A 25,634-nucleotide genomic window follows, 5' to 3' on the forward strand; every position below is an offset into this window, starting at 1 on the left:
CCCTAAAAAAATAGGGGCTAAATTAACTTAAAGTTAATTTTAAATAAAAACACCCCATAAAATTTTGACAAAAAACAAAAAAACCTCACTTTTGTACCGATTTTAATTCCATAACAACACAAAAACAAAAATCATGAGTAAATCAAAATTAGAATACATTTGGTTAGATGGTCATGAACCAACTCAAAACATGCGTAGCAAAACTAAAATTGAAGAAAATTTTAGCGGTAAATTAGAAGACTGCTCTATGTGGTCTTTTGACGGAAGTTCTACTGAGCAAGCATCTGGTGGTGCCTCTGATTGTTTATTAAAACCTGTTGCTATTTATCCAGATCCTGCTAGAGAAAATGGATATTTAGTAATGTCTGAAGTTTTAAATGCTGATGGTACTCCGCACGAATCAAATGCTCGTGCTGCTATTGACGATGACAATAATGATTTTTGGTTCGGATTTGAACAAGAGTATTTCTTAATGGATACTAAAACTGATTTACCTTTAGGCTTCCCTCGTGGTGGGTTTCCTGGACCTCAAGGAAAATATTACTGTTCTGTAGGTGGTCGTTACACTTGGGGAAGAGATTTTGTTGAAGAACATGCTGATTTATGTATTAAAGCTGGATTAAACTTCGAAGGAATTAATCAAGAGGTTGCTCCAGGACAATGGGAATTCCAATTATTCGCAAAAGGAGCTAAGAAAGCTGGTGACGAAATTTGGGTAGCTCGTTATTTATTAGATCGTTTAACTGAAAAATACGGTTACTACATCGAATACCACCCTAAACCAATTAAAGGAGACTGGAATGGTTCTGGTATGCACGCTAACTTCTCTAACACTACTTTAAGAACTTGTGGTTCTAAAGAAACTTTTGAAGCTATTTGTGAAGCATTCAGACCTGTTACCGAAAAACACATTGATGTTTATGGAGCTTATAATGATGAGCGTTTAACAGGATTGCACGAAACTGCTCACGTATCTGACTTTAGTTATGGTGTATCAGATAGAGGAGCTTCAATCCGTATTCCTATCATCGCTGTTGAAAAAGGATGGAAAGGTTGGTTAGAAGACCGTCGTCCTGCTTCAAACGCTGATCCATACAAAGTAGCTGGAAGAATTATCAAGACCGTAAAAGGCGCTAAGATATAATTAAACACACACCAACAACACAACTAACTAAAAAAAGCCGCTTAAAAGCGGCTTTTTTTTATACAATTCTTTATTTCTAAGAGATTGTTAAGTATACAAAAACAGCGTAAGACGCTAGCAATAAAACTCCATCTCTCCACCCCAAACGCAATCCTTTAGGAATAAACACTAAAGGTAATATTGCAAACGAAATACCTAACATCCAATAAATATCATTGTTAATTAAACTATAAGCATCTGGCTTTACTTCTACTGGAGTAATCATTGCGGTGATTCCTAATACAGCTAAAATATTAAACACATTAGATCCTACTAAGTTACCCAACGATATCGCTTTCTCCTTCTTTAATACTGCAATAATTGATGCTGCCAACTCAGGAACACTTGTTCCTACAGAAACAACTGTAACTCCAATAATCGCATCACTCACTCCAAAATGTTGTGCCATAGCTACCGAACCATTAATCAACAATTCTGAACCACCCCATAAACCTAAACCTCCAATAGCTAAAAACAATGCTATTTTATACAATGGTAACTCCTCATCATCCTCTGGCATTTCATCAACAACTGCTTGTTTTTGAAAACGTAAAAGGTAAATTAAAAAAACGACAAGTGTTGAGAACAAAATTACTCCTTCATAAAATTGAATCGTTTTATCATTTACAATAAAAAAATACAACATTGCCGAAGCAATCATCATTACTGGCCAATCAGTTTTATAAAAACTCTTTTCTACATCTATTGACGATAGCATTACCGTAATTGCCAATACCAAACCTAAGTTTGCAATATTCGACCCAATTACATTTCCTACAGCTAACCCTGTGGCGCCATCTAATGCTGATTTTATACTTACTATTAATTCTGGTGCTGAAGTAGCAAATGAAACTATCGTCATACCTATTACAATTTTTGGTATATGCAGTTTAAGTGACAATCCTACAGCTGCTTTTAACAGCCAATTCCCTCCTAAAACCAACAATGTTAAACCAATAATAATGTATAAAATGCTCATAAAATATTTTTTGGGCGAAGATAAGATTTTTAGCAAGCAAATATGAAAACAAATTCAGCGACTACCTCTAAGAAAAATGTTAATTAACAGTCTTTCTTAATCGTTTAGTTTTTGAACTATAAACCTTAAATCCTGTAATTAATAAAACTAAAGGGACTAAACCTGATATAAACACGAGAATTCTACCTAATACTCCTGCTATTTCCCCTATATGAATTGGATAAAACTGAGCTGCTATCCGATTATTATTTAGGTCAAAATCAAAACTTGACAGTGTTCGTAATTCACCATGTTGATTTAACTCCATTTCTTTTGTCTTTCTAAATCCTGCTTTGATAAATCGATCTTTTATATACCTAAGTTTATAAACTCTTAAACTATCTTTCGGGTAATAAATAGCTCTTAAAGCATATTTTTCATCAGTTTGTAGCATTGCCTCTTCTAATGAAAAAATCTTTTCTTGTTTTGCTTTTTCATTCAAGGCTATTTTATCAGAAGTATTGAAAATAGACAAAACTGACTTATAGGTTTTATGATACGTGAAGTAACCTCCTGTAAATGCTATTACCAATAAAGGCAACAAAAAATAAATTCCGAATACTTTATGTAAATTGAAGTGAAATCGTTTCTTTTTAGGTTTCCACTTCATCGTGAACCCTTTTGACAGGTTATTTTTATATGTTTTCCACCACATATAAAACCCTGTTGTTAACAAGAAGAAACAGAACAACAAAGCACTTGTACCAATAATATACTTACCAACTTTAGGTATTCCTAATGTACGATGTAGTTTCAAAAGTGTTTCAAAAAACTGTATTGACACCGATTTTTCACCTAAAAAAACTCTTGTTTTCGGATGATAATACAATGTCTTGCCGTTTTTATAATTTATTGAAATTGTTTGCTGCTCTCTATAAGGCAAAAAAACTTTATTTACTTCTCCTTCATTTTTTGCAGCTAAAAAATACGCAGAGTTTAAAATTGTTTTTTCTTTTATTTTAGAAAAATCTTCAACCTTTAATAATTTCGAATTCAGCATTGAAGTTATTTCAGGTTGCCAAACATACAATGACCCTGTTAAACCTGAAAACGATGCAATAACCCCACAGCTAAGACCTAACCATAGGTGTATTTTCCAAATTATTTTATGTATTTGTTGCAATTGATATCTTTTATTTTTAAAACCCAGAGCCTAAAATAAAATAGACACTGGGTTTATAATTTTGCAAATGTAAAATCTTATTAACTCTCTTAGAAGTTATACAACACACTTAATTTAGCGTTTGTTCCTTCACCTGTACCTGTAAAAGTTCTTAAAGGTGCTGCCCATTGTGATCTTGCTGGTAAATAATATTCATTTAACAGATTGTTTACCGCTAATGAAACTGATATATTTTCTTGCAACTTATAGTTCATAGACCAATTAAGTAAAGTGTATCCTTCTACTGGAAACTGTGTATGTCTAAAAGTATAATTATCATTTGCATCTAAATACGGATTAAAACGACTTCTATCTCCTAAATTAGTCATACGCAAAGAAGTACTAATTTTGTTTGTCGGTAACCATGTTACATAAGCCGTTAGTTTAGGTGCAGAAATCACATCTCCTCCTAAATAGGTTAAATTATTTTCATCACCCACATTGTGAGTAACACCTTCAACATAAGAATACGAAGTTCCTACTTGTAATTTATTATCAAAAGCAGTGTAATCGATTGCTATTTCTCCTCCATAAATATTTTGCGGTTTTTTAGAAGGCACGAAAGAATTAATATTTTCATCAAAAGTAACTCCTGTTCCTAAATTAGAAACACTGTAATACCCAACAGCTTCTAATCTGAAGTTATTGAACTTTGATAAAAATCCGAACTCATAGTTTTTTGTTACTGCTGGTTCTAATTGAATATCTTCAATATTATCTGCAGTTGCAGAACGTAAAACAGAACCTAAATCAGCAATTGAAAAACCTTGAGAATAGCTTACATAAGGAATAAACTCTTGATGCTTAATATACCTAACACCAGCATTGAAAGCTAAATTATCAAATCCTATTTCTCCTCCTGTTACTGCTACTGAAGGATTAAAATTACCATCTCCTAAAGGTGAATACGGTAAGGTATTATAATCGTCTATGGTAAGATTCATATCATCATATCTTAATCCTGCTTTTAAAACCCATTCATCATTAAATTTTACTGTAGATTGTATGTATTGTGCCCAACTAAACATTTCAATATTTGGCACCCATAATCTACCATCTAACAACCCTTGATTAGTTTTATCTTTTAATAAATCTAAACCATAGGTTAATGAAATCTCAGTTGATTCACTTGGAGTAAGTGTAGTGTTAAAGTTTGGTCTTAAGCCATACTTTTCTGCATTAATTACTGATTGACCTCCATTTTCAAATTTGTCTGAATAGAAGAAAATATTTTTTGTTTTTTGATAATACACATCAGCTGTAAAATCTGTTGTACCATCAAAAATATTATTTAAGTCATATTTCAAGTTTCCATTATACAGTTTAGATCCAGTAGGCTCTTCTCCTTCAATAGACCCTTCAATACCATAACCAGGTGTTAAAGTATAATCTCCATTCTCATTGTATACTTCAAAAGATCCAGGAACAGGTATAAATGGCGTATCTTGTAATGAATTGTATAAATTCCCTCCAATACTTATTTTTTGTCTATCAGATATTTCATACTCAAATTTAGCTAAAGCAGTATAAATTCTAGTATTATCTAACCCGTAAGTTGGAAGTATAACTTTACCATCTGCATCGTACTTGTTGCCTGTTTCCTCATAACTACCACTCACATAGTAGTTGAACTTATCTATTTTTCCTCGTAGTGATTGATAAGCACCAAACCCAAGAGCATCTTTCGTTTTTGCTAAGTTAGAAGTTCCCCAAATATTAGTTGTTCCTTCCATTTTCTTACTACTATTTGGCTTTTTGGTAATGTAATTTATAAAACCTCCATTTCCTCCATTTCCAAAAATAGACGTTGCTCCTTTTATAACCTCAACCCTGCTAATATCGTTAGGACTTACAGATTTTATCCCTAACTGACCATTACGTAACGGAGTAGATTGCGGAACACCATCAATCATCACCAACAAAGAACGACCACGTAATGTTTGACCCCAGTTAGAAAAAGTTCCTGTAGACACAGCTAAACCTGGAACTGTAAATTCTAATATTTCATTAATATTGGTTGTTGAGTTTGATAAATCTACTAACTGCTTTTGATTTACCACAGTTATTGATGCTGGTATCTCTGAAAGATATTCTGAACGCCTACTTGCAGAAACAACCACTTCTTTTAAATTTTCTTCATTCTCTTTTAATACTTGTACAATTTCAACTGTACTATTTTGAGCAAATGTTATTTCTTTTGTTACAGTTTGAAATCCCACCATACTAAATGTTACCTTCCAAACTCCTTCTTTAATATCTGTTAACAATAAATTACCGTTGGAATCAGAAGTTGTTCCTTTTTGAAGATCTGATATAAATACATTTGCTCCATAAATTGGCTGACCTTGCTCATCTTTTATCTGTCCTTTTAAACTAGATTGCGCAAACAGCCCAGAGGTTAATAATAACGTAGTTATCAATACGTAAATTCTCATTAGTTTTTATTTAGATTTAATTTAAATTGCAAATATATCTTCTCTAAATTTATTAGCAAACATTAATTAAAAAAACTTCCTTCTTAACTAAAACAAAAAAATCAAACCTCTAAAAATGAGGCAAAAAAGACTTAATTCCCTTTGCTTTTTAAAAAGCCGCAAAAAACAGCCTTTAAAAAATTGCAAATTAAAACAATAAGTGTAATTTTTAATTACAATTAAAAACAAAAATAAAGAATCAATAATTACATATTAAAACCATACTAACTTTTTCAACTTCAATTGTATATTCAAATTAATTAAATCTTATCTGAAAATTTGGTAAGCATCTTCTCCTTGCTATATATTCATAAAACAATTCCGGAATTGATAAAGAATTATCAACTAAAAAACATTAAAATTCAAATGATTACAATTGCATTAAAACTAATTCTCTTAACCATTAAAATTGCTGAATTACTATTAGACTTGATTTTTTAATCTTTCTTATTATTTACAAAACGATGTCATTTTGAGCGAAGTAAAGTGAGCTTCACTCATCATAACTCATTATTTTTCGTTATTTTTGATATAGAATCAACAACTAATGAAAAAAAGCATTTTTAAATTATTAGCTAAGCTAAACAAAGCGCTACTACCCTCTTTTACCAAAAAAGAGTTGGATGTTACTAAAGCTTCAAAATTTCAATTAGCAATTATTGGATGGCGAGCTTATGTTACTATAAATTCTTTGGACTAAAACTTATATATTATGAACAAGCATGTAAAAGTTTTTTCGGGAACTCAAATCTTTGTTGGTCGATTAAGTCAACTACTTGATGAAATTAATGTTCCATATTTAATTAAAGATAATAAAGAATCTGGGAGATTGGCTGGTTTCGGTACTTTAGGTAATTCAGTTGATGTATTTATCTATGAATCAGACGTTGAAAAATCTCAGAGTACTATTGATAGTTTTAAAGAAGAAATAGCAGAAGACAAATAAATTAAAAAAGGTGAAAAAAATTATTTTTTTTGCTTTACAATTTAAAAAACATTCTTATATTTGCACCCGCAAAACGGCCTCGTAGCATAACTGAATAGTGCACTTGATTACGGCTCAAGAGGTTGCAGGTTTGAATCCTGCCGAGGTCACAAAAAACCAGTAATTCGATAATTGAACTACTGGTTTTTATCTTTTATAAACTTTATAAAAACAAAAAAAGTGTAACGATTTTAAAATTTCGTTACACTTTTTTTAGAATTAGTGATTAGACGTTTCGTCTGCTTTTACTTCACCTTTTAAGCTCATTTCCATTCCGTGATCGTATTGACAACATCCTGGTAAGTTTCCATAAGCTTCTTCATTTCCTGCTACTTTATCAGTATCATATCCTGAAGCTGCAATAGCATTATGAATAGCATCTACATTTGTTTTTGAACCATCAAACGATACATTAACTTGCTTTCTTAACTTATCCCATTCTGCCGATGCTACTCCATCTACACCATTTACAGCTTTTTCGATAGTGCTTTTACACATTCCGCAGTTACCTCTTACTCCAAAAGTTGTTGTAGTCATCGCTACTTCTTGAGTTGTTGTTTGCTCTGTTTGTACTTCTTTTGTTTCTGTTTCTTTTTTAGCTTCGTTTTTACAACTTACTAAAACGATTGTAGCTAACATAGCCACTCCTAAGATTACTTTTTTCATTTTGAATTGATATTTAATTATTATTTATTGTTTCTTTTACCTCACCACATTTCAGCATCATATCGCCAAAATACGGATTTAATACTTGTTTTTCTTTACTTAACCAATAGGCTCCTTTATCACTATCTGCCATAGGGCAATATTGCTTATAGGTCACTTCATTAATTCCGAAAGACTGAACTGCCTTAATAAAATGTTCTGACACTGTTTTAAAAGACTTTCTCTGCGCATCTATGTCTGTTGTTTTAGCCATATCTGCACTTCCTTCTTTTAATAAAGGAACTAATTGCATCCATTGTTTATGTGCTGCTTCATTGGTTAACAACTTCATATCTATTAGCTCAATACTTTTATTCAACTCTGCAGCGCTTTCTTTTGCTTTATTCGCATCGGTTTTCACCAAAGCATCTTTTAATTTTATATAATCTTCATACGCTTTTTGCAATTGCTCTTTAAAGGCTTTAGGAGTACTAAAAGATTCCATAATCTCTTTGGTATGATTCATCATTGATTTCTTTCCTTGCAATTGAGCAGAAGCATCTATTGTAAACACACCATTCGTTACAATTTCTTCTCCTGAATTCAATCCTTTTTCTACTTGATAATTCTCTCCTACTCTTCCTCCTAATATGACTTCGCGCATTTCAAAAACAGGCTTATCTGCTTCTGGCTTCACATATACAACTGAACGTTTTCCTGTCCATAAAACTGATGTCGCTGGAATACTTAATTGCTGCTCAGAATGTTTTTCTGTAGCCTGTACCTTCCCCGTAACAAACATTGCTGGTTTAAACTTTCCTTTATTGTTATTTAACACAGCACGCATGGTTATAGTTCTAGTTTCTGGATTCATAACAGGATCTATAAATGAAACTTTAGCATTAAAAACTTCATTCGGATATGCATTCGTAGTAATCGATATATTTTGACCTACTTTAAAATTACTAATTTGATTTTCGTAGGCATCAAAATTCGCCCATACGGTACTCAAATTAGCTAGCTTTAACAATGCTTGTCCCTGACTTACATAATCACCTTGTTCAACTAGCTTCTCAGATACCGTACCTGTTACCGTTGCATACACAGGAAAGTTTTCCTTTACAACTCCTGTTTTCTCTATCTGATTGATTTGATTTTCTGACAGCTTCCATAATTTCAACTTATTTCTAACTGCTTTGTACAATTCTGGTTGACTTTCTTTTAAAGAGGCTGCTGTTAGTAACTCTTGTTGTGCTTTTACTAATTCTGGAGAATAGATTGTTGCAAGCAACTGTCCTTTATTTATTTTCTCTCCAGTAAAATTCACATTCAAACGCTCAATTCTTCCTGCAAAATAACTCACTTGTACTGCATTCGACTTTTCGTTTTCTGCTATTTTTCCTGATAACGTAATTGTATTATCAACACTCATAGCATTACCTATTACAGTAGTTTGAACGTTTGCTAAGGCCAATGCATTTTTAGTCAACTTAAACTGATTTGCAGCTAATCCTTCTGCTCCAGCTTCCGCAGGAATTAAATCCATCCCACAAATAGGACAATCTCCTGGTTCAGGTTGCATAATTTGTGGATGCATAGAACACGTCCACATTTTATTCCCTTCAGCAGTTTCATTTGCATGATTATGACTTCCTCCTTCAGAAGAACCTCCAAAGAGCAACCATCCTAAGGTTACCCCTACAATTAAAATTACTATATAAACTATATATTTTTTCATCTGTTTATTTTATTAAATAATTAATAATGGTACTTTGAGTATAATAAGTTACTTCTGATGTAATCATGTTTGTTTGAAACTTTAATTGTAACTCCTGAATATCTAACACATCATTAAAGTCGATTGTACCTGTCTCGTAACTTTTTACCAAAATTTGTTCAGCATTTTTTGCTTGCTCTAAATTTTTAAGTTGTGTTTTATGACTTATCATCGCTGCATTTCTATCTGATACAGCTTTATACAATACAGTTTCTAACGTATTGTATCGTTGCTGTTTTTGCGAAAGAATTTCTTCTTGCTGTAACTTATTTTGTTTTGTTACAGATGTATTCTTCTTATTAAAAATTGGGATTGATAATGATATCATTGGCATTACAATGTCTTTTCCATTCTCAGCCATATCCATATCTGTACGTTTAGCCACATTTACATAATCAAGACCGAAACCAATCATTGGTTGTTTTTCTTTTTGATTCAATAATTCTGATTTTTCTACAGAAGTATACATTTTATCAAACTTTACCAACTCAGGGTGCAACTGTAAATTACTCGGCTGTATTTTAGCGGCCTCTGCTGGAATAGGTAAACTATCTACAACACTAATAGAGGTATTTATATCTTGATTTAATAATTTATTAAATGCTTTTTCTATTCCTGAAAAAGTTTCCACCAATACTTCTTTTTGCTGATTCAACTCATTCTGTCTTATCTGTAATCTTAACACATCTACCGCTGATGCTTTACCTACTCCTACCGAAGTCAACGCTAACTTTTCATACGTTTTAAGCAATTCTATATTTTCATCCAATACGTTTTGCTTTGCTTTTAGTTCGTAGAGTTTATAATACAATTGCGCTACCGACGCCATTAACTTACGTTTAACAACCATCATATCTTGATAGCTAGCATCAGCTAATGATGACACATAATTTTCTCTTGCTGATATAGTTCCAAAAAAAGGAATCATTTGTTTTACAGAGAGTTTAAATTTCTGCGGACCTGTACGTGTTTCTGGTTCACTTACAAAATATCCTGCTCCAAACTCAGTATTCGGCAAGGTATTTACTTCTTCCTTTTTTTCTGAAATACGCCTGTATTGCGCATCAAACTGTTGTACTTCTGGACTATTTTCTAAAGCTATATTTATGTATTCTTGTAAATCTTGCGCATTTGAAAAATGAAAAACTAAAAATGAAAAACTAAAAGTCAACATTCTTTTTAAATGAAAAGTGAAAAACGAAAAACGAAAAACAAAAACTACCCAGTTTTTTATTTCACGAAATATGAAAGCTATAAATTGTTTCATGATATTGACTTTTTTGATGTTTTTATTGAACTTACCAACATTGCTACAAGTTCTTTACAAACTGAATGTAACGACCGATATTTGTCTTCAACTAAATAGCTAGTATCCTTTAAAAGATCTAACCAATACAAAGTTTCATTGGCTTCTTTTAAAGCAATGCTCATTTTATGAATGAAATCTTTCTTGCTTTGCGCAAATTCTGCTTCTCTTATTAAAGCTCCCACTGCTGTGCCACTTCTCAAAAGTTGCTTACTTAAAACATACTCCTTTTTATCAGCAACTAAATATTGTGAAAGCCTCACTATCTCAAGTGCAAACCCATAACTTTTATCTTTTAAAATACTCATATTTAAAAATTTTACACTTTACACTATTCATTTTTAACTTTCCTTTTTAATAAAAATTCTTCACGCCAGCTGTATAATACAGGCACTATAAAGTATGAAGTTACATCTATAATCATTCCTCCAAAAGCTGGTATTGCCATCGGAATCATAATATCACTACCTCTTCCTGTTGAAGTTAACACTGGCAACAAAGCTAAAATGGTTGTTGCTGTTGTCATTACACAGGCTCTAATACGCTTGTTCCCTCCGTGTAATGCCGATGCACGAATGGCTTGAATTGTTTGAGGTTTATCTTTATCAAATGTTTGCTTTAAGTACGTTGCCATTACTACACCATCGTCGGTTGCGATTCCGAACAATGCAATAAACCCTACCCAAACAGCTACACTCAAATTAATTGGATGCATTTGAAATAGCTCTCGCAAGTTCTCTCCAAATACGCTAAAATTTAAGAACCACTCTTGACCATATAACCACATCATAATAAATCCACCTGCAAAAGCTATCGTGATTGCTGTAAACACCATTAACGAAGTGGCTAATGAACGGAACTGGAAATACAGTATCAAAAAGATAATCATCAAGGCTAAAGGAACCACTATTGATAACGTTTTTTCCGCTCTTAACTGATTTTCATAAGTCCCTGTAAATTGATAAGATATTCCTTTCGGAACAACTAATTCTCCTGAATCTATTTTTTGCTGAATGGCTTTTTGAGCATCCTCCACAACGTTTACTTCAGCAAAACCATCTATCTTATCAAACAACACATACCCGATTAAAAAAGTATCTTCACTTTTAATCATTTGTGGTCCTTGTTCATAACGAATCGTCGCCAATTCACTTAACGGAATTGGAGCACCTTTAGCAACCGGCACATAGATATTTTCTAAATCGGTCGGATTAGAACGTAGCTCTCTAGGATAACGAACACGAATACCGTAACGCTCTCTTCCTTCTACTGTTTGCGACAACTGCATACCTCCAACCGCTACTTTTAATACATCTTGTACCGTTTGAATAGCAATTCCGTAGCGCGCTAGTTTTTCTCTATCAATATCAATTAACAAATAAGGTTTTCCTACAATTCTATCAGCAAAAACAGCTTCTTTTTTAACTCCCTCTACTTCCTTTAAAACACCTTCAAGCTCTACCCCGAAAGCTTCAATTTGTTTTAAGTCTTGTCCTTTAACTTTAATTCCCATTGGAGCTCTCATTCCTGTTTGTAACATTACCAATCGAGTTTCGATAGGTTGTAATTTAGGTGCAGATGTTACTCCTGGAAGCTTGGTTACTTTTACAATTTCATTCCAAATATCATTCGGGGACTTGATATTTGGCCTCCAATTACGATAGAACTCACCGTCTTCATCTTCTATTAATTCATTTGAAGAAACTTCTGAAAAAATAACTTCCGAGGTTTTATCTGTCTTATTTGGATTTGCTACCGTTTTTCCATTTTTCAATAGAAATAACCCATCCTCATTCACTCGATAACGTTGACGCTCTCCTTCAGAATTCAATGCATATTCGGGCTTGTAGTTAATCACATTTTCATACATCGATAATGGTGCGGGGTCTAATGCTGAATCTGTTCTTCCAGCTTTACCTACTACCGTTGAAATCTCTGGAATATTAGCAACCGCCATGTCTAACTGTTGTAATACGCGTTTGTTTTCCTCTACACCTGAATGAGGCATAGAAGTCGGCATCAATAAAAATGACCCTTCATTTAACGAAGGCATGAACTCTTTTCCTGTATTTTTAAAGATTAGGAACCCACAGGTTAATACCGTTAATGGAATGATTAAAAACAATAATTTATTGTTCAACGCCCATTGTAATATCTGGTTGTAATATTTTTGAAGCAAACTGAAAAAACCTAGCAATCCAAAACAAATAAGCGCTACAAACAAAAGGTTAGTAACGATACTTTTGTCTACTCCTAAAGGCCTCCAATATTCTGCTAATAAACCAACAATTACTAATGCTGATATGATAATATTAATTGTGTTTTCTGAAAATGAAAAATGAAAAGTGGAGAATGAAAAACTAATCTCAGATTTTCCTGAGTAATTACTCCAAAGCCCTACAGCTCCAAAAGCTACTAATGCGATACCTAACCAATACCCATAAAAAGCAGCAGTGATACCTAACACTAATAAAACGCCATTCAAAACATACTTAAAGTTTTTTGTTAGATCTCTTTTTCTGAATAGAACAGCTGCAAACGGAGGTATTAAAAACAATGCTACTATAATAGCAGCTATTAACGCAAAGGTTTTTGTAAACGCCAATGGACGGAATAATTTACCTTCTGCACCAATCATCGTAAATACTGGTAAAAAACTGATGATAGTTGTCATTACCGCAGTTACAATTGCTCCTGAAACTTCAGCGGTTGCATTGTAAACTATTTGGTTAATAGATAGAGATTCCTCGTCGCTCGTACCTCGCTCTGTCGGAATGACACTGTTATCTCTTCTCTCGCTTCTCTTCTCTCGTTTCTCTAAATGACTGATAATATTTTCGGAGAGTATAACCCCAACATCTACCATTGTTCCAATAGCAATAGCAATACCTGATAAGGCTACAATATTTGCATCTACTCCGAAAGCTTTCATTGCAATAAAAACCATTAATACTGCCACTGGCAATAATCCAGATATTAATACAGAAGCTCGTAAATTGAATACCATTATTACAATTACCAGAATTGTAATTAGTATTTCCAACGTAAGCGCTTCATTTAATGTATCTAATGTTTCATGAATTAATTCTGTACGATCGTAAAAAGGAACAATCGTTAATTGAGAGGTTCTACCATCTTTCAACTCTTTACTTGGCAATCCTGCGCTTAACTCTTTAATTTTAGCTTTAACATTAGTAATTACTTCTAAAGGATTCGCTCCATAACGAGACACAACAACCCCTCCAACGACTTCTGCTCCTTCTTTATCTAAAATCCCTCTACGTGGTTCTGCTCCTAGTTTTACGTTAGCAACGTCTTTTACTCGAATCGATGTATAATCCTCTGACTTTACAACTGCATTTTCAATATCAGCAATTGATTTTATGTAGCCTAAACCACGAACTAAATATTCTGCTTGATTTATTTCTATCGTTTGTGCTCCAATATCTTGATTACTTTGCTTTACTGCTGCTACAATTTGCTGTAAACTGATGTTGTACTGACGCATCAACTCTGGCTTTACATCTATTTGATATTCCTGTACATAACCTCCAATAGAACTTACTTCAGAAACACCATTTGCAGATGAAAGAGCATATTTTACATAGTAATCTTGTACACTACGCAATTCATTCAAATCCCAACCGCCAGTAACATTTCCTTCTTCATCACGTCCTTCAAGCGTATACCAAAAAATTTGACCTAACCCTGTTGCATCGGGTCCTAATGAAGGGCTTACGCCTTCTGGTAATAAATTACTTGGCAGTGAGTTTAGTTTTTCTAGAATTCTTGAGCGACTCCAATAAAATTCGACATCTTCATCAAAAATGACATAAATACTAGATAAACCAAACATAGAAGAACTTCGGATGGTTTTTACTCCTGAAATACCCAACAACGAAGTGGTTAAAGGATAGGTTATTTGATCTTCTATATCTTGCGGAGACTGTCCGTCCCACTTTGTGAAAACAATCTGTTGATTTTCTCCAATATCAGGTATGGCATCAACAGCTACAGGATCATTTGGTAAAAAACCTGTATCTATATTAAACGGTGCGTTTATAGTTCCCCATCCTACAAATAAAACGAGTAGTATAACTGCAACTAGTTTGTTTTCTATTAAAAACTTGATGCTTTTATTCAGCATAAAAAAATGATTTTAAACAATTAAACATTGATGTTTTAAAAAAACATCGAAATACGACAAATCATCCTAATGAATCTTTCAAAAGGACAACTAGTTATTGTTTAAAAATCAGATTAAATATACCTCATCAAGTACATGAATATCCTTGACGACGAGTGGAGGCGAGTAATTTTTAAAAGGAATTACTTTATCGTGAATTCCTTCAAACAAATTAATATAACTATAGTAAAATGAAGCTATAAATACTTGCTGATCGAAAGACAATTGATCAAAAGATGTAATTTTTAATGTATCTTGTCCTTCAACTACCGATGCCACATCTTGACAACAATTTTTCTTTATAACTGAGCATTCATCAGGTTTTTTTTCTTGCTGCATATCCATACCACAAGATTCAGCCTTCACAAAATAACTTGTATCCACTAACATATCACCACAAAAGTGACTGTTAATAGTAAATGACATTGTAGATAACAACACTACAAAAGCCATTAAAATAGATGTTATTTTATGAAATACTTTTTTCATCTCACTAAGTGAGTTTATTAAAATTAGACTTAATGATTATTTATTTCTTTTAGCTTATTTTCCTGAAGCTTGAAATTATAACCAAAATCATTTTATGACACAAAAGTACAAAAAATTAATTTTCAAAAACTTAAACAATCCTTAAAACCATTTTTTATGCTTAAAATAGCCCAACATTGTTAAAACGATTAACAGAATAACACCTAACATGGTAAAATATCCATAGCGATATTTTAGCTCTGGAATGTATTCAAAATTAGTTCCGTAAATACCCGCTACAAATGTTATTGGTATAAAAATAACCGAAAAAATAGTAAGTATTTTCATTATGTCATTTAAGCGATTGTTCACATTGGTTGAATACACTGTAAGTTGTTCGCTTAACATATTTTTGTAGTTTTCAACCAAATCATAACTTCGTTGAATTAAATCTTGTAAATCATTAAAAAAAGGCTGCTCTTTTTTAGTAATCAGATCCGTTTTAAAATCTTTGAAATTACTTATTGCTTCACGAGCTGGTCGTATTGCTTTTCTAAAATAGTTAAGCTCTATCTTATTTTTGTTAATCTCTGCTAGAATATCTTTATTAGGTTCTAGTAAAATTTTATCTTCTAAATCCTCTACTTTTTCACCAAAAGTTTCCATTAAAAAATTGTAATTGTCTACTATCAAATCCAATAAACAATATTTTAAATAAGTAATATTATAATTACGAACTCTTCCTTTTTTATTGCGTAATCTTTCTCTTATTGGTTCAAAAATATCTCCTTGCTTTTCCTGAAATGTAATTAATATGTTTTTTGTTAAGTACATGGAAATTTGCTCTGCTTCTAGCCGATGTATTTTTTCATCTAAAAACATCATTTTAATGCTCGTAAAAATGTAATCTTCACCAATATCTACCTTTGGTCTTTGACCTGTATTTGCAATATCTTCAAGAACAAGTGTATGAATGGCAAAAAGCTTCCCTACTTCTCCAAGCAATTTAACATCATGCAGCCCATCAATATTAATCCATATTTTTTCATACTTATTTAAATAATCTGAAAGTTCGCTTACAGTTTGTAGTTCTACTTCGACTATTGTATCTACATCATAACCTATTAATCGTATTCGTGTATTTTCTTCCTTTTGATTTCCAACAAAAATTGGGTTTCCAGGAATTACGTGCTTTGTGTGTTTTTGTTTGGTTATAAATCGCGTCATCCTCTTTTTTTTAAGCAAGTTTAAATAGCTTATATAATTTAGCAAGAATAATAAGTTCTGATTTATTTTTACTTGCTGTAGAGTTAGAAATTTCGTGTGCAGCCACCAATAAATTGTGAATTACATCTTTAGAAAACTCTTCTTGGTGTGTTAAATAGTAATTTTTGAAATTCTCATAGGCTTCCTCTGAACTTAACTTATCTTTTACAAGGCTTCTTAAAGTTTCATAAACCTGTTCGCTACCAGAGTTATCGGAATTAGACCAGTTCTTTTCAACTCGTTTAACAATACTCTTTTTTTCTTCTACGGTCATGTTTTTATCTGCCATTGAAACGGCATAAAACAAATTGGCTAAACCTTCATAAAATTCTTCTGTAAAATTCATAATTAAACTATTTCTGGTAATATTAGTATCGGTATTTTACTGTGAAATGCCGATTTTTTAATTACGTTTTCTTCTAATAAACGATTAAAAAAATTGTATTTATGATTTAACAATACCAGCAATTCGCTTTGGGTTTCATCTATATGTTTTTCTATAGTTTGCGTTTCTGAACCTTCCCAGTCTATCTTTTTATAGGTAACGTTTAAATCTTGCAATAACTCTCGTAGTTTTACTTTATTTTTTTGCTGATTTTCTGTTAAAAAAGTTTCCTCAGATAAATTCACAACTTCTAATCCACACTCTTTTATAAGACTTAAGTTAATTAAAAACTGTAATTCATTTTTTTCATATTGTCTTTTATAATTTGTTGAAAAAACTATCTGATGTACTGGTTTGTATTTATAGTTCATTGGAACTACAATTAAAGGACAATTAACAGCATTAATCATTTTCATTGTGTTGGTTCCAATAAAAGTTTCTGCTAAACTCTTCGCTCCTTTAGTTCCTGTTACAACTACATCAATATTCTTTTCCTCTATTGTTTTAGTTACCGCTTTAGTTAATGAATTTGATGTAACTAAACTTTTGTAAGTAAACGAACCCTCTTCTCTATTTAAAACCTCTAATAAATATTTTAACTCATCTTCAATTTCATCATCCATTTCATTAAACCATTTATCGTTTTTTTCATCACTTAACAGTTCTGAAGGTTGACTTATATACACATCTAACAAATAAATAGTTGCTTCAACTCCTTTAAACAACTGCTTGGTGTAATTCAGTGCATTGATGGCTGCTTCTGAAAAATTATACGGAATTAAGATGTTTTTCATAATGAAGTAGAATTATGATTACCTATCAAATATAATTTTTTATTTCCATATTATATTTACAAAACCAGAAGTATATTTGTATTAAAAAAACATAGTCATGAAAAATCGCTTTTTAGAATTGTCTTTCTACAATCCTTTTATACAGTTCTTGCTTTTAGTAGCAACGCTATTTTTTTTGATTTATATTACTAAAAAACTGACTAGGTCTTATATCGTAAAAAATGCTATTGAACCTCACAGAAGAAAACTCATATTAAACCTAAGCTATTTTTTATATTACACCTTAGCGCTCTTTATTTCATTAATTATTTTTGGAATTAACTTTAAAGAAGTAATTGTATTCGCCTCTTCTGTACTTGCGGTACTTGGCGTTGGTTTCTTTGCTCAGTGGTCTATTTTATCAAACCTAACAGCTAGTATTATCTTATTTTTTTACCACCCAATGCGTATTGGCGACACCATAAAAATCATTGATAAAGACTTCGATTTACAAGGTGTGGTAAAAAATATTACAGGCTTTTACGTTCTTTTATATATGCCAGAAGAAAAAAGAGAAATAACTGTACCTAATACTATTATTTTATACAAAGGAATTGAGCTAATAAAGAAACAAAACAACAGCTAATTCACTGTAAATTAATTTTTTAAAAAAAATAAAAAAAAGTTTGTTGTATTAAAAAATAGTTTACATTTACGACATCTTATTATATAAGTCGAATGTTACGTTTTACTTATTTCGGTAATAACTTTTACGGGAAGATTAAGAGTTATTTAGTGTTTTGGAAACACAACGAAAAAATTAAGGATTCTTCCACTCCTCAATACTCTCTACCACTGAATTTTTATAAACAGTGCGGTGATTGCTTAGCTTTAAGAGTCTAACTATTCATATTATTTTAGTCTAACAATCTTGTTATAAAAACAATGATGCTTGTTATACAATTTATTTAAAAAAGTTTTAGCGCATGCTTTACATGCTTTAACTATTTTTTGAATTATCTTTCTGTACTCAAAAAACAGATACAACTAAAAATAATAATGAATACTAAATATAAAGACTTAATAGAACAAACGTTTGATTTTCCTCAAGAGGAGTTTCACACAGAAAACAACAATTTATTTTTTCACGACATTGATTTAATGCAATTAGTGAAGCAATACGGTGCACCTTTAAAGTTCACGTATTTGCCAAAAATATCTGAAAATATAAATAAAGCTAAGAACTGGTTTCATAATGCTATTGAAAAGCACAATTACAAAGGAAACTACAATTACAGCTACTGTACTAAAAGCTCTCACTTTAAATATGTGTTAGATGAAGCTTTAAAAAACGATATTCACATCGAAACATCATCTGCTTTTGATATTGACATTGTAAAGTCATTAAAAAAAGAAGGAAAATTAAGTGATGATGCTTTTGTATTGTGTAATGGTTTTAAACGCGATCAATACATTGCTAATATTGTTAGTTTAATTGACGGAGGACACACAAACTGTATTCCGATTATAGATAATTATGAGGAACTTGATTTAATTTTAGAAGAAACTAAAAGTAAATTTAAGGTAGGAATTCGTATAGCTTCGGAAGAAGAGCCTAAGTTTGAATTTTACACCAGCCGTTTAGGAATTGGATACAAAAACATCGTCTCTTTTTACGAGCGTGAAATCGCTAACAATCCTCAAGTTGAATTAAAGATGTTACACTTCTTTATCAATACAGGAATTAGAGATAACGCTTACTATTGGAACGAATTAATGAAATGTTTAAGTGTATACATCAAGCTTAAAAAAGTTTGTCCAACCTTAGATAGTTTAAATATCGGCGGAGGTTTCCCTATCAAAAACTCATTAGCTTTTGACTTTGATTATGAGTACATGGTAGATGAAATCATCAATCAAATTAACGAAGCATGTAAACAAGCTGATGTAGACGTTCCAAACATTTTTACAGAATTTGGAAGCTTTACCGTGGGAGAAGCTGGAGGTGCTATTTACGAAGTTTTATATCAAAAAAGACAAAACGATCGTGAAAAATGGAACATGATTAACTCATCTTTCATTACCACTTTACCAGACTCTTGGGCTATTAACAAGCGTTTCATCATGCTTCCTGTTAACAAATGGAACCATAGATACGAACGTGTATTATTAGGTGGATTAACTTGTGATAGCGATGATTATTACAACTCAGAGCAACACGTAAATGCAATATATTTACCTGTGTACGAAAAAGAATCTCCACTATATGTAGGATTTTTTAACACAGGTGCTTATCAAGAAACCATTGGTGGTTTTGGCGGATTACAACATTGTTTAATACCAACACCAAAACACGTGTTAATTGATAAAAACGAAAACGGTGATCTCACCACTAAACTATTTAAAGAACAACAAAAAAGCGAAGAACTATTATCAATCCTAGGGTACTAGTTTACTATTTATAAAAATGGAAAAAAGAAATTACGCAGGTATTCCTGATCAATACGCAAAGTTAGAAACTGCTAAAGTAGTATTAATCCCTGTTCCTTATGATGGAACTAGCACTTGGCAAAAAGGAGCTGATAAAGGTCCAGAGGCGTTTTTAAATGCTTCTGAGAACATGGAATTATATGATATAGAAACTGATAGCGAAGTGTACAAAGAAGGTGTTTATTTAGCTCCTGCTGTTACTGAAAACGCTTCTCCAGAAGCTATGGTTGATGCAGTACATGAAACAACTAAAAAGTACATCAATAAAAATAAGTTTGTTACTCTTTTTGGTGGTGAGCATTCAATTTCTATTGGAACAATTCGTGCATTTAACGAGTGTTTTAACAACTTAACAGTGTTACACATCGATGCGCATGCTGATTTACGTAAAGAATACGAAGGAACTAAGTGTAACCATGCTTGTGCTGTATACGAAGCAAGCCAAACTACCAACTTAGTACAAGTAGGAATTCGTAGTATGGATGTTACAGAAAAGTCATCAATGAATATGGAAAAAGTTTTCTTTGCTCATGACATGGCTGTAAACGAATATTGGATGGACGATGTAATCGATCAATTAACAGGAAATGTTTTTATAACCTTTGATTTAGACGCGATTGATCCTTCTTTATTACCAAGTACGGGAACACCTGAACCAGGAGGATTATTCTATTACGAAACACTAGAGTTCTTAAAGAAAGTATTTACTGAAAGAAACGTAGTAGGTTTTGATATCGTAGAATTGTGCCCTAACGAAAACGAAAAGTCTTCAGACTTTTTAGCAGCAAAATTATATTATAAAATGTTGAGTTATAAATTCACTTCTAACATGGAAGATGAAGAAGATTATAGCGATGATGATAGCTCACCATTTAATAAATTATCAAAGTTTAAAAGTAACGACGACGATTATTAAAATGCGCTTAGAAACAATTGCGTATCATTTAGAAAAGCGGATTTTACTCAGTACAGTCCGTAAACAATTTAAATCGTTCAACTTAGTAAAAAGAGAGCATTCCTTTTTGCTATATAAAACTGAAAACAACTCGTATATTTATGTAAAAGACTACGGAAGTGTTGTTTTCATTAATTGTGAAGACGTTATAATAAATGAAGTTGTTAATTTTTTAGCAGGAAAAGAAATAGTAACGCTCAATCAATTACCATCAGAAAAATATAGCATTTCTTTTTCTGATACGATTGAAGTTGATTTTGGAAGTATCCAAATTAAAGAATTAAACGACGATGTTGCACATACTATCATGCTCAATTTAGCACAATCGGTAGCATTGATGAATTATGTAAACAAAACATCTGATTTGCACGATAAAACATTAGTGTACTCGAAGCAATTAGAAAGAACAGGAAATTTTAAACTTTCTAAAGTTCAAATGAGAAAATTTATTGGTAAAACCTTAAATTTAAAAAATAACATTGCCGAGAACCTGTTTGTTTTTGATTCGCCAGATGTAGCGTGGAACAACAAAGATTTATCTGATTTAGATTACAAATTAAAAGACGAGTTAGATATAATAAAACGTCATCAAGGAATAGAAAATAGTTTAAACGTAATTAAAGAAAATTTAGATTTATTCAACGATATACTACAACACAGATATAGCAGTATGCTAGAATGGATTATCATTATTTTAATCCTTTTTGAAGTGGTGCAAGTAATTATTGAAAAACTAATTTAAAACACAAGAGTTTATGAAATCATCCCTTCTAACATAGCAGAAGCAATTTTATAAACTCACAAAAAATAATAAAATGAACAAACCTATAACCAATTTTATAGAAAAATACTTCTTACACTTTAACGCTGCTGCATTAGTAGATGCCGCTAAAGGATATGAAGCACAATTAGAGCAAGGATCTAAAATGTTAGTATCTCTAGCTGGAGCTATGAGTACTGCAGAATTAGGAAAAATTTTTGCAGAAATGATTCGTCAAGGTAAAGTTGATATCATTTCTTGTACAGGTGCAAACCTTGAAGAAGATATCATGAATTTAGTAGCTCACTCTCATTATAAAAGAGTGCCTAATTATCGTGATTTAACTCCGCAAGACGAATGGGATTTATTATTAAAAGGATTAAACCGTGTTACGGATACTTGTATTCCTGAAGAAGAAGCTTTCCGTCGTTTACAAAAACATATTTTCAAAATTTGGAAAGATGCAGAAGAAGCTGGTGAGCGTTATTTTCCACATGAATACATGTATAAGTTATTATTATCTGGAGTTTTAGAAGAGTATTACGAAATCGATTTAAAAGACTCTTGGATGTACGCTGCTGCAGAAAAAAACTTACCAATCGTAGTTCCAGGATGGGAAGATAGTACAATGGGTAATATTTTTGCTTCGTATGTGGTAAAAGGAGAATTAAAAGCATCAACTATGAAGTCTGGAATTGAATACATGACTTTCTTAGCTGATTGGTACACTGACAACTCAGAAAAAGGAATTGGATTCTTCCAAATTGGTGGTGGAATTGCAGGTGACTTCCCTATCTGTGTGGTTCCTATGTTATACCAAGATTTAGAAAGAGAAGACACTCCTTTCTGGAGCTATTTCTGTCAAATTTCTGACTCAACAACCAGTTATGGTTCGTACTCTGGTGCAGTACCTAACGAGAAAATTACTTGGGGGAAACTAGACATTGACACTCCAAAATATATTATAGAAAGTGATGCAACTATTGTTGCTCCGTTAATTTTTGCGTACCTTTTAAACATGTAAAGCATGAAGCGAGTTATTGTAGACTATTCAAAGTTAACTACCGATATCTTGGATTTATTGGTAGAAAAGTATCCTGACGGATATGATCATTCAGACATTATTTCCTTTAAAAATAGCAAAGGAGAAACTGTAAAAGCTGTAGAAGTTCGTACTGAAGATACCTTATTTTTGGTAAAAATCAGTTCTCAATTACAGCAAACTATGGAAGATTATGATTCGGATGATGATGACGACGATGATAGAGATGATGAGTTTGATGAAATTGAAGTGTCTGATAATTTCGACAATGATTAATTAACCAGTTATGAACCCAACATTTCACATGTCACTTCCTTGTTTAAGTATTGAGGAAACGGTAAAATTTTACACTGACGAATTAGGTTTTAGTGTTGGGAGAGCAACAAATGAATGGGTAGATATTAATCTTTTTAATAATCAATTAACTTTTGTATTAGTTGATCAATTTAAATTTGATTATCCTGAATACCAGTTTGAAAACCATGCGCTACCTACTTTTCATTTTGGTGTAATTGTAAATAGTGATGTATGGGAAGAAATGTACGACAGAGTTAATTATTGGTTATCAGATCACAGCGTAAAAAAAACGTTTTTAAAAGATAAACACGGAGAACATATATCCTTCTTTATAAAAGACCCTAACGGATATACTTTATAACTTAAAACCTTTATAGAAGACGACGAAATGTTTATGATTTAAACGCTAATAGTAATGGCATATTACAACTCGCAACAAACAGTTACCTTAGTCGGCGTGTATCAAGGATATACAAACGGCTATTACGTTTTTGAATTGGAAAATGGTGATATTATCGATTTTGAACAAATTAATAAAAAGAATCTTGAACATTTTGATTTAAAATCATCAGCCTTTAAAAACAAAAAGTTTGAAATAACTTATAAAGAAATTTTTGATGATGTAGATGATGAAGATTTAGTTATTTTTAAATTACACGATCTACAATTACTTTAAAAACAAATCCCATTCTTTTCAGAATGGGATTTTTAGTTTCTTATAAAATTTTTAGTATCGATTTATACTGATCAAGATCTATTTTACCACTAAATATCTTAGTGGTTTTCAAAATGATTTCTTCAGCAGTTTCTTGTGAAAAACCTAACTGAATAGCGTACTTTAACACTAGTTTTAACTCAGGCTCATCTATTTCGTGATCTGAATAAATTATTTTAAACAAATCTAGTAATCGCTCAAGCCTGTCGTCTGTTTTTGCTTGTGGTTGTACTGGATATTTCTTAGAGTTTTCTACTATATCCTTATATTCTGTTTCTGTAATATCTAATTTCCTTGCAAAACGATTCACTAACTTTTCTTCGTCTTCATTTAAATCACCATCTACCATAGCTAAATTAACTATCGCGCTAAAATGTGCTACATTGTTTCTGTGCTTGCTTGATTCGTATAAATCTACTATACCCATAAATTATTCTATTAATTTTATTGTTTGTAATACAGGAACTTCAATTTCATCATCACTATCTGTAATTTGATAATCGTAGGTAATCTCAAACTCCTGATCTATAAATTTGTTATCGTTTAAATTATAAGCACTTAATATCTTTTCTGATACGGTTTCAAAAGTAATTGCTTCTTCATAATCATCTTCATTCAAAAAAGAAAAGGTATACCCATTTTCATCGTACCCGTTAAAAGTAGCCACTACCTTTTTTGGCTCTGTTAAGTGCTCTTTGTTTATTGTTAATGCTAAGTTTACACCTATGAATAATATAAAAACTGCTTTTAATATTCCTTGTTTCATTTTCTTTATAAATTATAATTAATACTTTTTAAATTAACTTGGTTATTAACCACAACAAGCCCAAGTTGCTTTTAGCATAAAACCTCTATGGTTATGCTCGTGGATATAAAGAAAATGATGTTACATAGGCTTTTATTTTAGCTTACTAAAGATACGTTATTTTTCATTGATTTAATAGATCTCTTTAACCTTTTTAGAAAAAATAACATTTAATTAAAAAAGACCAAGAACTAGTGTTCAAGGCCTTTTTCGTCTAACCAAACTTAGTATAAAAACTAACTACTACTATTTTTAAAGTCTTTTACTTTTTCTATTCTTGTGCTTACATTATATATGACACTCTTTTTCTTATCTCGTCACATAAAGCGCATAAAAAAACTCAAAAAAAATTTTTTTGAGTTTTTCTACTATACATTTAATACAAATATTTTCTTAACACTATTCTATGCTCGGGAATAGATTTGTCATAATTGTCAACCAACAACTCAAGTATTTCTGGTGGTTTTTGCCCTATTTCTTTTTTTGAGTTGAATTTAGACACGTATAAATTATAAGTTAACTCAGTATCTTTGGTTTGTTTTTCAAAAATTAAAAAATGCTGCTCATTTAATTCTGAAAAACAAATATCATTTTCTTGAAATGTTCCAGAATTATCTATAAAAAAATCTGAAAATTCGTAATACCTAAAAACGTTCTCCATTCTTACACAATCTCTGCTGATAAGCCTAATTCTAATAATTTAGAGCATCTTGGTTCTAAATCTTTGTATTCACCTGTTTTAACAGCACATTTCCCTTTGTAATGCACTAAAATAGTACACTGCTCTGCTTGTTCTAATGTATGATCACACACGGTAACCAAACTATCAATTACAAAATCAAAAGTATTTACATCATCATTGTACAAAACAATTTCATGCTCTGTTGTTCCTTGCAATAAGACATCAAGCTCTTCTTGAATTTTTTCTATCGTACTCATTGG

General features: G+C 31.7%; 27 protein-coding genes and 1 tRNA gene. 12 read left to right on the forward strand and 16 right to left on the reverse strand.

The window, feature by feature from the left end:
* Positions 1 to 133 precede the first annotated feature (133 nt).
* Complete coding sequence (locus ACR9ES_RS05370; protein WP_435255372.1) at positions 134 to 1,144, forward strand: glutamine synthetase beta-grasp domain-containing protein; 1,011 nt, start codon at positions 134 to 136, stop codon at positions 1,142 to 1,144.
* Positions 1,145 to 1,220: 76 nt separating this feature from the next.
* On the opposite strand, the gene ACR9ES_RS05375 is transcribed toward ACR9ES_RS05370, so the two are convergent.
* From ACR9ES_RS05375 to ACR9ES_RS05385, 3 genes are all read right to left on the reverse strand, one after another.
* A complete protein-coding gene (locus ACR9ES_RS05375; RefSeq protein ID WP_435255373.1) occupies positions 1,221 to 2,162 on the reverse strand; it encodes a calcium/sodium antiporter in 942 nt (313 codons plus the stop codon).
* A 79-nt stretch (positions 2,163 to 2,241) separates the two neighbouring features.
* Entirely contained in the window at positions 2,242 to 3,324 is a 1,083-nt protein-coding gene (locus tag ACR9ES_RS05380; RefSeq protein WP_435255374.1) for a PepSY-associated TM helix domain-containing protein, read from the reverse strand.
* An 89-nt stretch (positions 3,325 to 3,413) separates the two neighbouring features.
* The gene (locus ACR9ES_RS05385) at positions 3,414 to 5,798 is read right to left on the reverse strand and encodes a TonB-dependent receptor (RefSeq protein ID WP_435255375.1); all 2,385 of its coding nucleotides are present in this window, start codon (positions 5,796 to 5,798) and stop codon (positions 3,414 to 3,416) included.
* A gap of 586 nt (positions 5,799 to 6,384) precedes the next feature.
* Between ACR9ES_RS05385 and ACR9ES_RS05390 the strand changes: the two genes are divergently transcribed.
* From ACR9ES_RS05390 to ACR9ES_RS05400, 3 genes are all read left to right on the forward strand, one after another.
* Positions 6,385 to 6,537 carry an SsrA-binding protein gene (locus tag ACR9ES_RS05390; RefSeq protein ID WP_274633914.1) on the forward strand — a complete coding sequence of 51 codons (153 nt, stop codon included), beginning with the start codon at positions 6,385 to 6,387 and terminating at the stop codon, positions 6,535 to 6,537.
* Positions 6,538 to 6,549: 12 nt separating this feature from the next.
* Positions 6,550 to 6,783, forward strand: a complete 234-nt coding sequence (locus ACR9ES_RS05395) for a putative signal transducing protein (protein ID WP_274633915.1) — start codon at positions 6,550 to 6,552, stop codon at positions 6,781 to 6,783.
* 75 nt (positions 6,784 to 6,858) lie between these two features.
* Positions 6,859 to 6,932, forward strand: a tRNA-Arg gene (locus ACR9ES_RS05400).
* Between the two features lie 109 nt (positions 6,933 to 7,041).
* On the opposite strand, the gene ACR9ES_RS05405 is transcribed toward ACR9ES_RS05400, so the two are convergent.
* From ACR9ES_RS05405 to ACR9ES_RS05445, 9 genes are all read right to left on the reverse strand, one after another.
* A complete protein-coding gene (locus ACR9ES_RS05405; RefSeq protein ID WP_435255376.1) occupies positions 7,042 to 7,488 on the reverse strand; it encodes a heavy-metal-associated domain-containing protein in 447 nt (148 codons plus the stop codon).
* Positions 7,489 to 7,501: 13 nt separating this feature from the next.
* Positions 7,502 to 9,205, reverse strand: a complete 1,704-nt coding sequence (locus tag ACR9ES_RS05410) for an efflux RND transporter periplasmic adaptor subunit (RefSeq protein WP_435255377.1) — start codon at positions 9,203 to 9,205, stop codon at positions 7,502 to 7,504.
* 4 nt (positions 9,206 to 9,209) lie between these two features.
* Entirely contained in the window at positions 9,210 to 10,418 is a 1,209-nt protein-coding gene (locus ACR9ES_RS05415) for a TolC family protein (protein WP_435255627.1), read from the reverse strand.
* 89 nt (positions 10,419 to 10,507) lie between these two features.
* Positions 10,508 to 10,858: a four helix bundle protein gene (locus tag ACR9ES_RS05420; protein WP_435255378.1), complete on the reverse strand. Its 351-nt coding sequence runs from the start codon at positions 10,856 to 10,858 to the stop codon at positions 10,508 to 10,510.
* A 23-nt stretch (positions 10,859 to 10,881) separates the two neighbouring features.
* Positions 10,882 to 14,697: an efflux RND transporter permease subunit gene (locus ACR9ES_RS05425; protein WP_435255379.1), complete on the reverse strand. Its 3,816-nt coding sequence runs from the start codon at positions 14,695 to 14,697 to the stop codon at positions 10,882 to 10,884.
* A 108-nt stretch (positions 14,698 to 14,805) separates the two neighbouring features.
* Positions 14,806 to 15,225 carry an HYC_CC_PP family protein gene (locus tag ACR9ES_RS05430; RefSeq protein WP_274633920.1) on the reverse strand — a complete coding sequence of 140 codons (420 nt, stop codon included), beginning with the start codon at positions 15,223 to 15,225 and terminating at the stop codon, positions 14,806 to 14,808.
* 141 nt (positions 15,226 to 15,366) lie between these two features.
* The gene (gene corA, locus ACR9ES_RS05435) at positions 15,367 to 16,431 is read right to left on the reverse strand and encodes a magnesium/cobalt transporter CorA (protein ID WP_435255380.1); all 1,065 of its coding nucleotides are present in this window, start codon (positions 16,429 to 16,431) and stop codon (positions 15,367 to 15,369) included.
* A 10-nt stretch (positions 16,432 to 16,441) separates the two neighbouring features.
* Positions 16,442 to 16,816, reverse strand: coding sequence for a hypothetical protein (locus tag ACR9ES_RS05440; protein ID WP_435255381.1), 375 nt, complete (start codon positions 16,814 to 16,816; stop codon positions 16,442 to 16,444).
* Positions 16,817 to 16,818: 2 nt separating this feature from the next.
* Positions 16,819 to 17,649, reverse strand: coding sequence for a universal stress protein (locus ACR9ES_RS05445; protein ID WP_435255382.1), 831 nt, complete (start codon positions 17,647 to 17,649; stop codon positions 16,819 to 16,821).
* 97 nt (positions 17,650 to 17,746) lie between these two features.
* Between ACR9ES_RS05445 and ACR9ES_RS05450 the strand changes: the two genes are divergently transcribed.
* The 8 genes from ACR9ES_RS05450 to ACR9ES_RS05485 all read left to right on the forward strand — a co-directional run bounded on the left by ACR9ES_RS05450 (position 17,747) and on the right by ACR9ES_RS05485 (position 23,848).
* Complete coding sequence (locus ACR9ES_RS05450; RefSeq protein ID WP_274633924.1) at positions 17,747 to 18,274, forward strand: mechanosensitive ion channel domain-containing protein; 528 nt, start codon at positions 17,747 to 17,749, stop codon at positions 18,272 to 18,274.
* A gap of 413 nt (positions 18,275 to 18,687) precedes the next feature.
* Positions 18,688 to 20,079 (forward strand): arginine decarboxylase, encoded by a 1,392-nt coding sequence (locus ACR9ES_RS05455; protein WP_435255383.1) that lies wholly within the window; start codon positions 18,688 to 18,690, stop codon positions 20,077 to 20,079.
* 16 nt (positions 20,080 to 20,095) lie between these two features.
* A complete protein-coding gene (speB, locus tag ACR9ES_RS05460; protein WP_435255384.1) occupies positions 20,096 to 21,034 on the forward strand; it encodes an agmatinase in 939 nt (312 codons plus the stop codon).
* Positions 20,955 to 21,815, forward strand: a complete 861-nt coding sequence (locus ACR9ES_RS05465; RefSeq protein ID WP_274633927.1) for an RMD1 family protein — start codon at positions 20,955 to 20,957, stop codon at positions 21,813 to 21,815. The genes speB and ACR9ES_RS05465 overlap by 80 nt, the downstream gene beginning before the upstream one ends.
* A 73-nt stretch (positions 21,816 to 21,888) precedes the next feature.
* Positions 21,889 to 22,857 carry a deoxyhypusine synthase family protein gene (locus ACR9ES_RS05470; protein WP_435255385.1) on the forward strand — a complete coding sequence of 323 codons (969 nt, stop codon included), beginning with the start codon at positions 21,889 to 21,891 and terminating at the stop codon, positions 22,855 to 22,857.
* 3 nt (positions 22,858 to 22,860) lie between these two features.
* On the forward strand, positions 22,861 to 23,151 hold the full coding sequence (locus tag ACR9ES_RS05475; protein ID WP_298998027.1) for a hypothetical protein: 291 nt from the start codon (positions 22,861 to 22,863) through the stop codon (positions 23,149 to 23,151).
* Positions 23,152 to 23,161: 10 nt separating this feature from the next.
* Positions 23,162 to 23,533 (forward strand): VOC family protein, encoded by a 372-nt coding sequence (locus tag ACR9ES_RS05480; protein ID WP_435255386.1) that lies wholly within the window; start codon positions 23,162 to 23,164, stop codon positions 23,531 to 23,533.
* A gap of 54 nt (positions 23,534 to 23,587) precedes the next feature.
* The gene (locus tag ACR9ES_RS05485; protein ID WP_028890625.1) at positions 23,588 to 23,848 is read left to right on the forward strand and encodes a hypothetical protein; all 261 of its coding nucleotides are present in this window, start codon (positions 23,588 to 23,590) and stop codon (positions 23,846 to 23,848) included.
* 40 nt (positions 23,849 to 23,888) lie between these two features.
* Here ACR9ES_RS05485 and ACR9ES_RS05490 read toward each other — a convergent pair whose 3' ends face one another.
* The 4 genes from ACR9ES_RS05490 to ACR9ES_RS05505 all read right to left on the reverse strand — a co-directional run bounded on the left by ACR9ES_RS05490 (position 23,889) and on the right by ACR9ES_RS05505 (position 25,631).
* The gene (locus ACR9ES_RS05490) at positions 23,889 to 24,314 is read right to left on the reverse strand and encodes a TerB family tellurite resistance protein (protein WP_298998053.1); all 426 of its coding nucleotides are present in this window, start codon (positions 24,312 to 24,314) and stop codon (positions 23,889 to 23,891) included.
* Positions 24,315 to 24,317: 3 nt separating this feature from the next.
* Positions 24,318 to 24,653 carry a hypothetical protein gene (locus ACR9ES_RS05495; RefSeq protein WP_435255387.1) on the reverse strand — a complete coding sequence of 112 codons (336 nt, stop codon included), beginning with the start codon at positions 24,651 to 24,653 and terminating at the stop codon, positions 24,318 to 24,320.
* Positions 24,654 to 25,068: 415 nt separating this feature from the next.
* Positions 25,069 to 25,353, reverse strand: a complete 285-nt coding sequence (locus ACR9ES_RS05500) for a hypothetical protein (protein WP_274633933.1) — start codon at positions 25,351 to 25,353, stop codon at positions 25,069 to 25,071.
* Positions 25,354 to 25,355: 2 nt separating this feature from the next.
* Positions 25,356 to 25,631, reverse strand: coding sequence for an ATP-dependent Clp protease adaptor ClpS (locus ACR9ES_RS05505; protein WP_120186442.1), 276 nt, complete (start codon positions 25,629 to 25,631; stop codon positions 25,356 to 25,358).
* Positions 25,632 to 25,634: the final 3 nt, after the last annotated feature.

The organism is Tenacibaculum sp. A30 (genome assembly GCF_051200845.1).
In the GTDB taxonomy this organism is placed as follows: domain Bacteria; phylum Bacteroidota; class Bacteroidia; order Flavobacteriales; family Flavobacteriaceae; genus Polaribacter.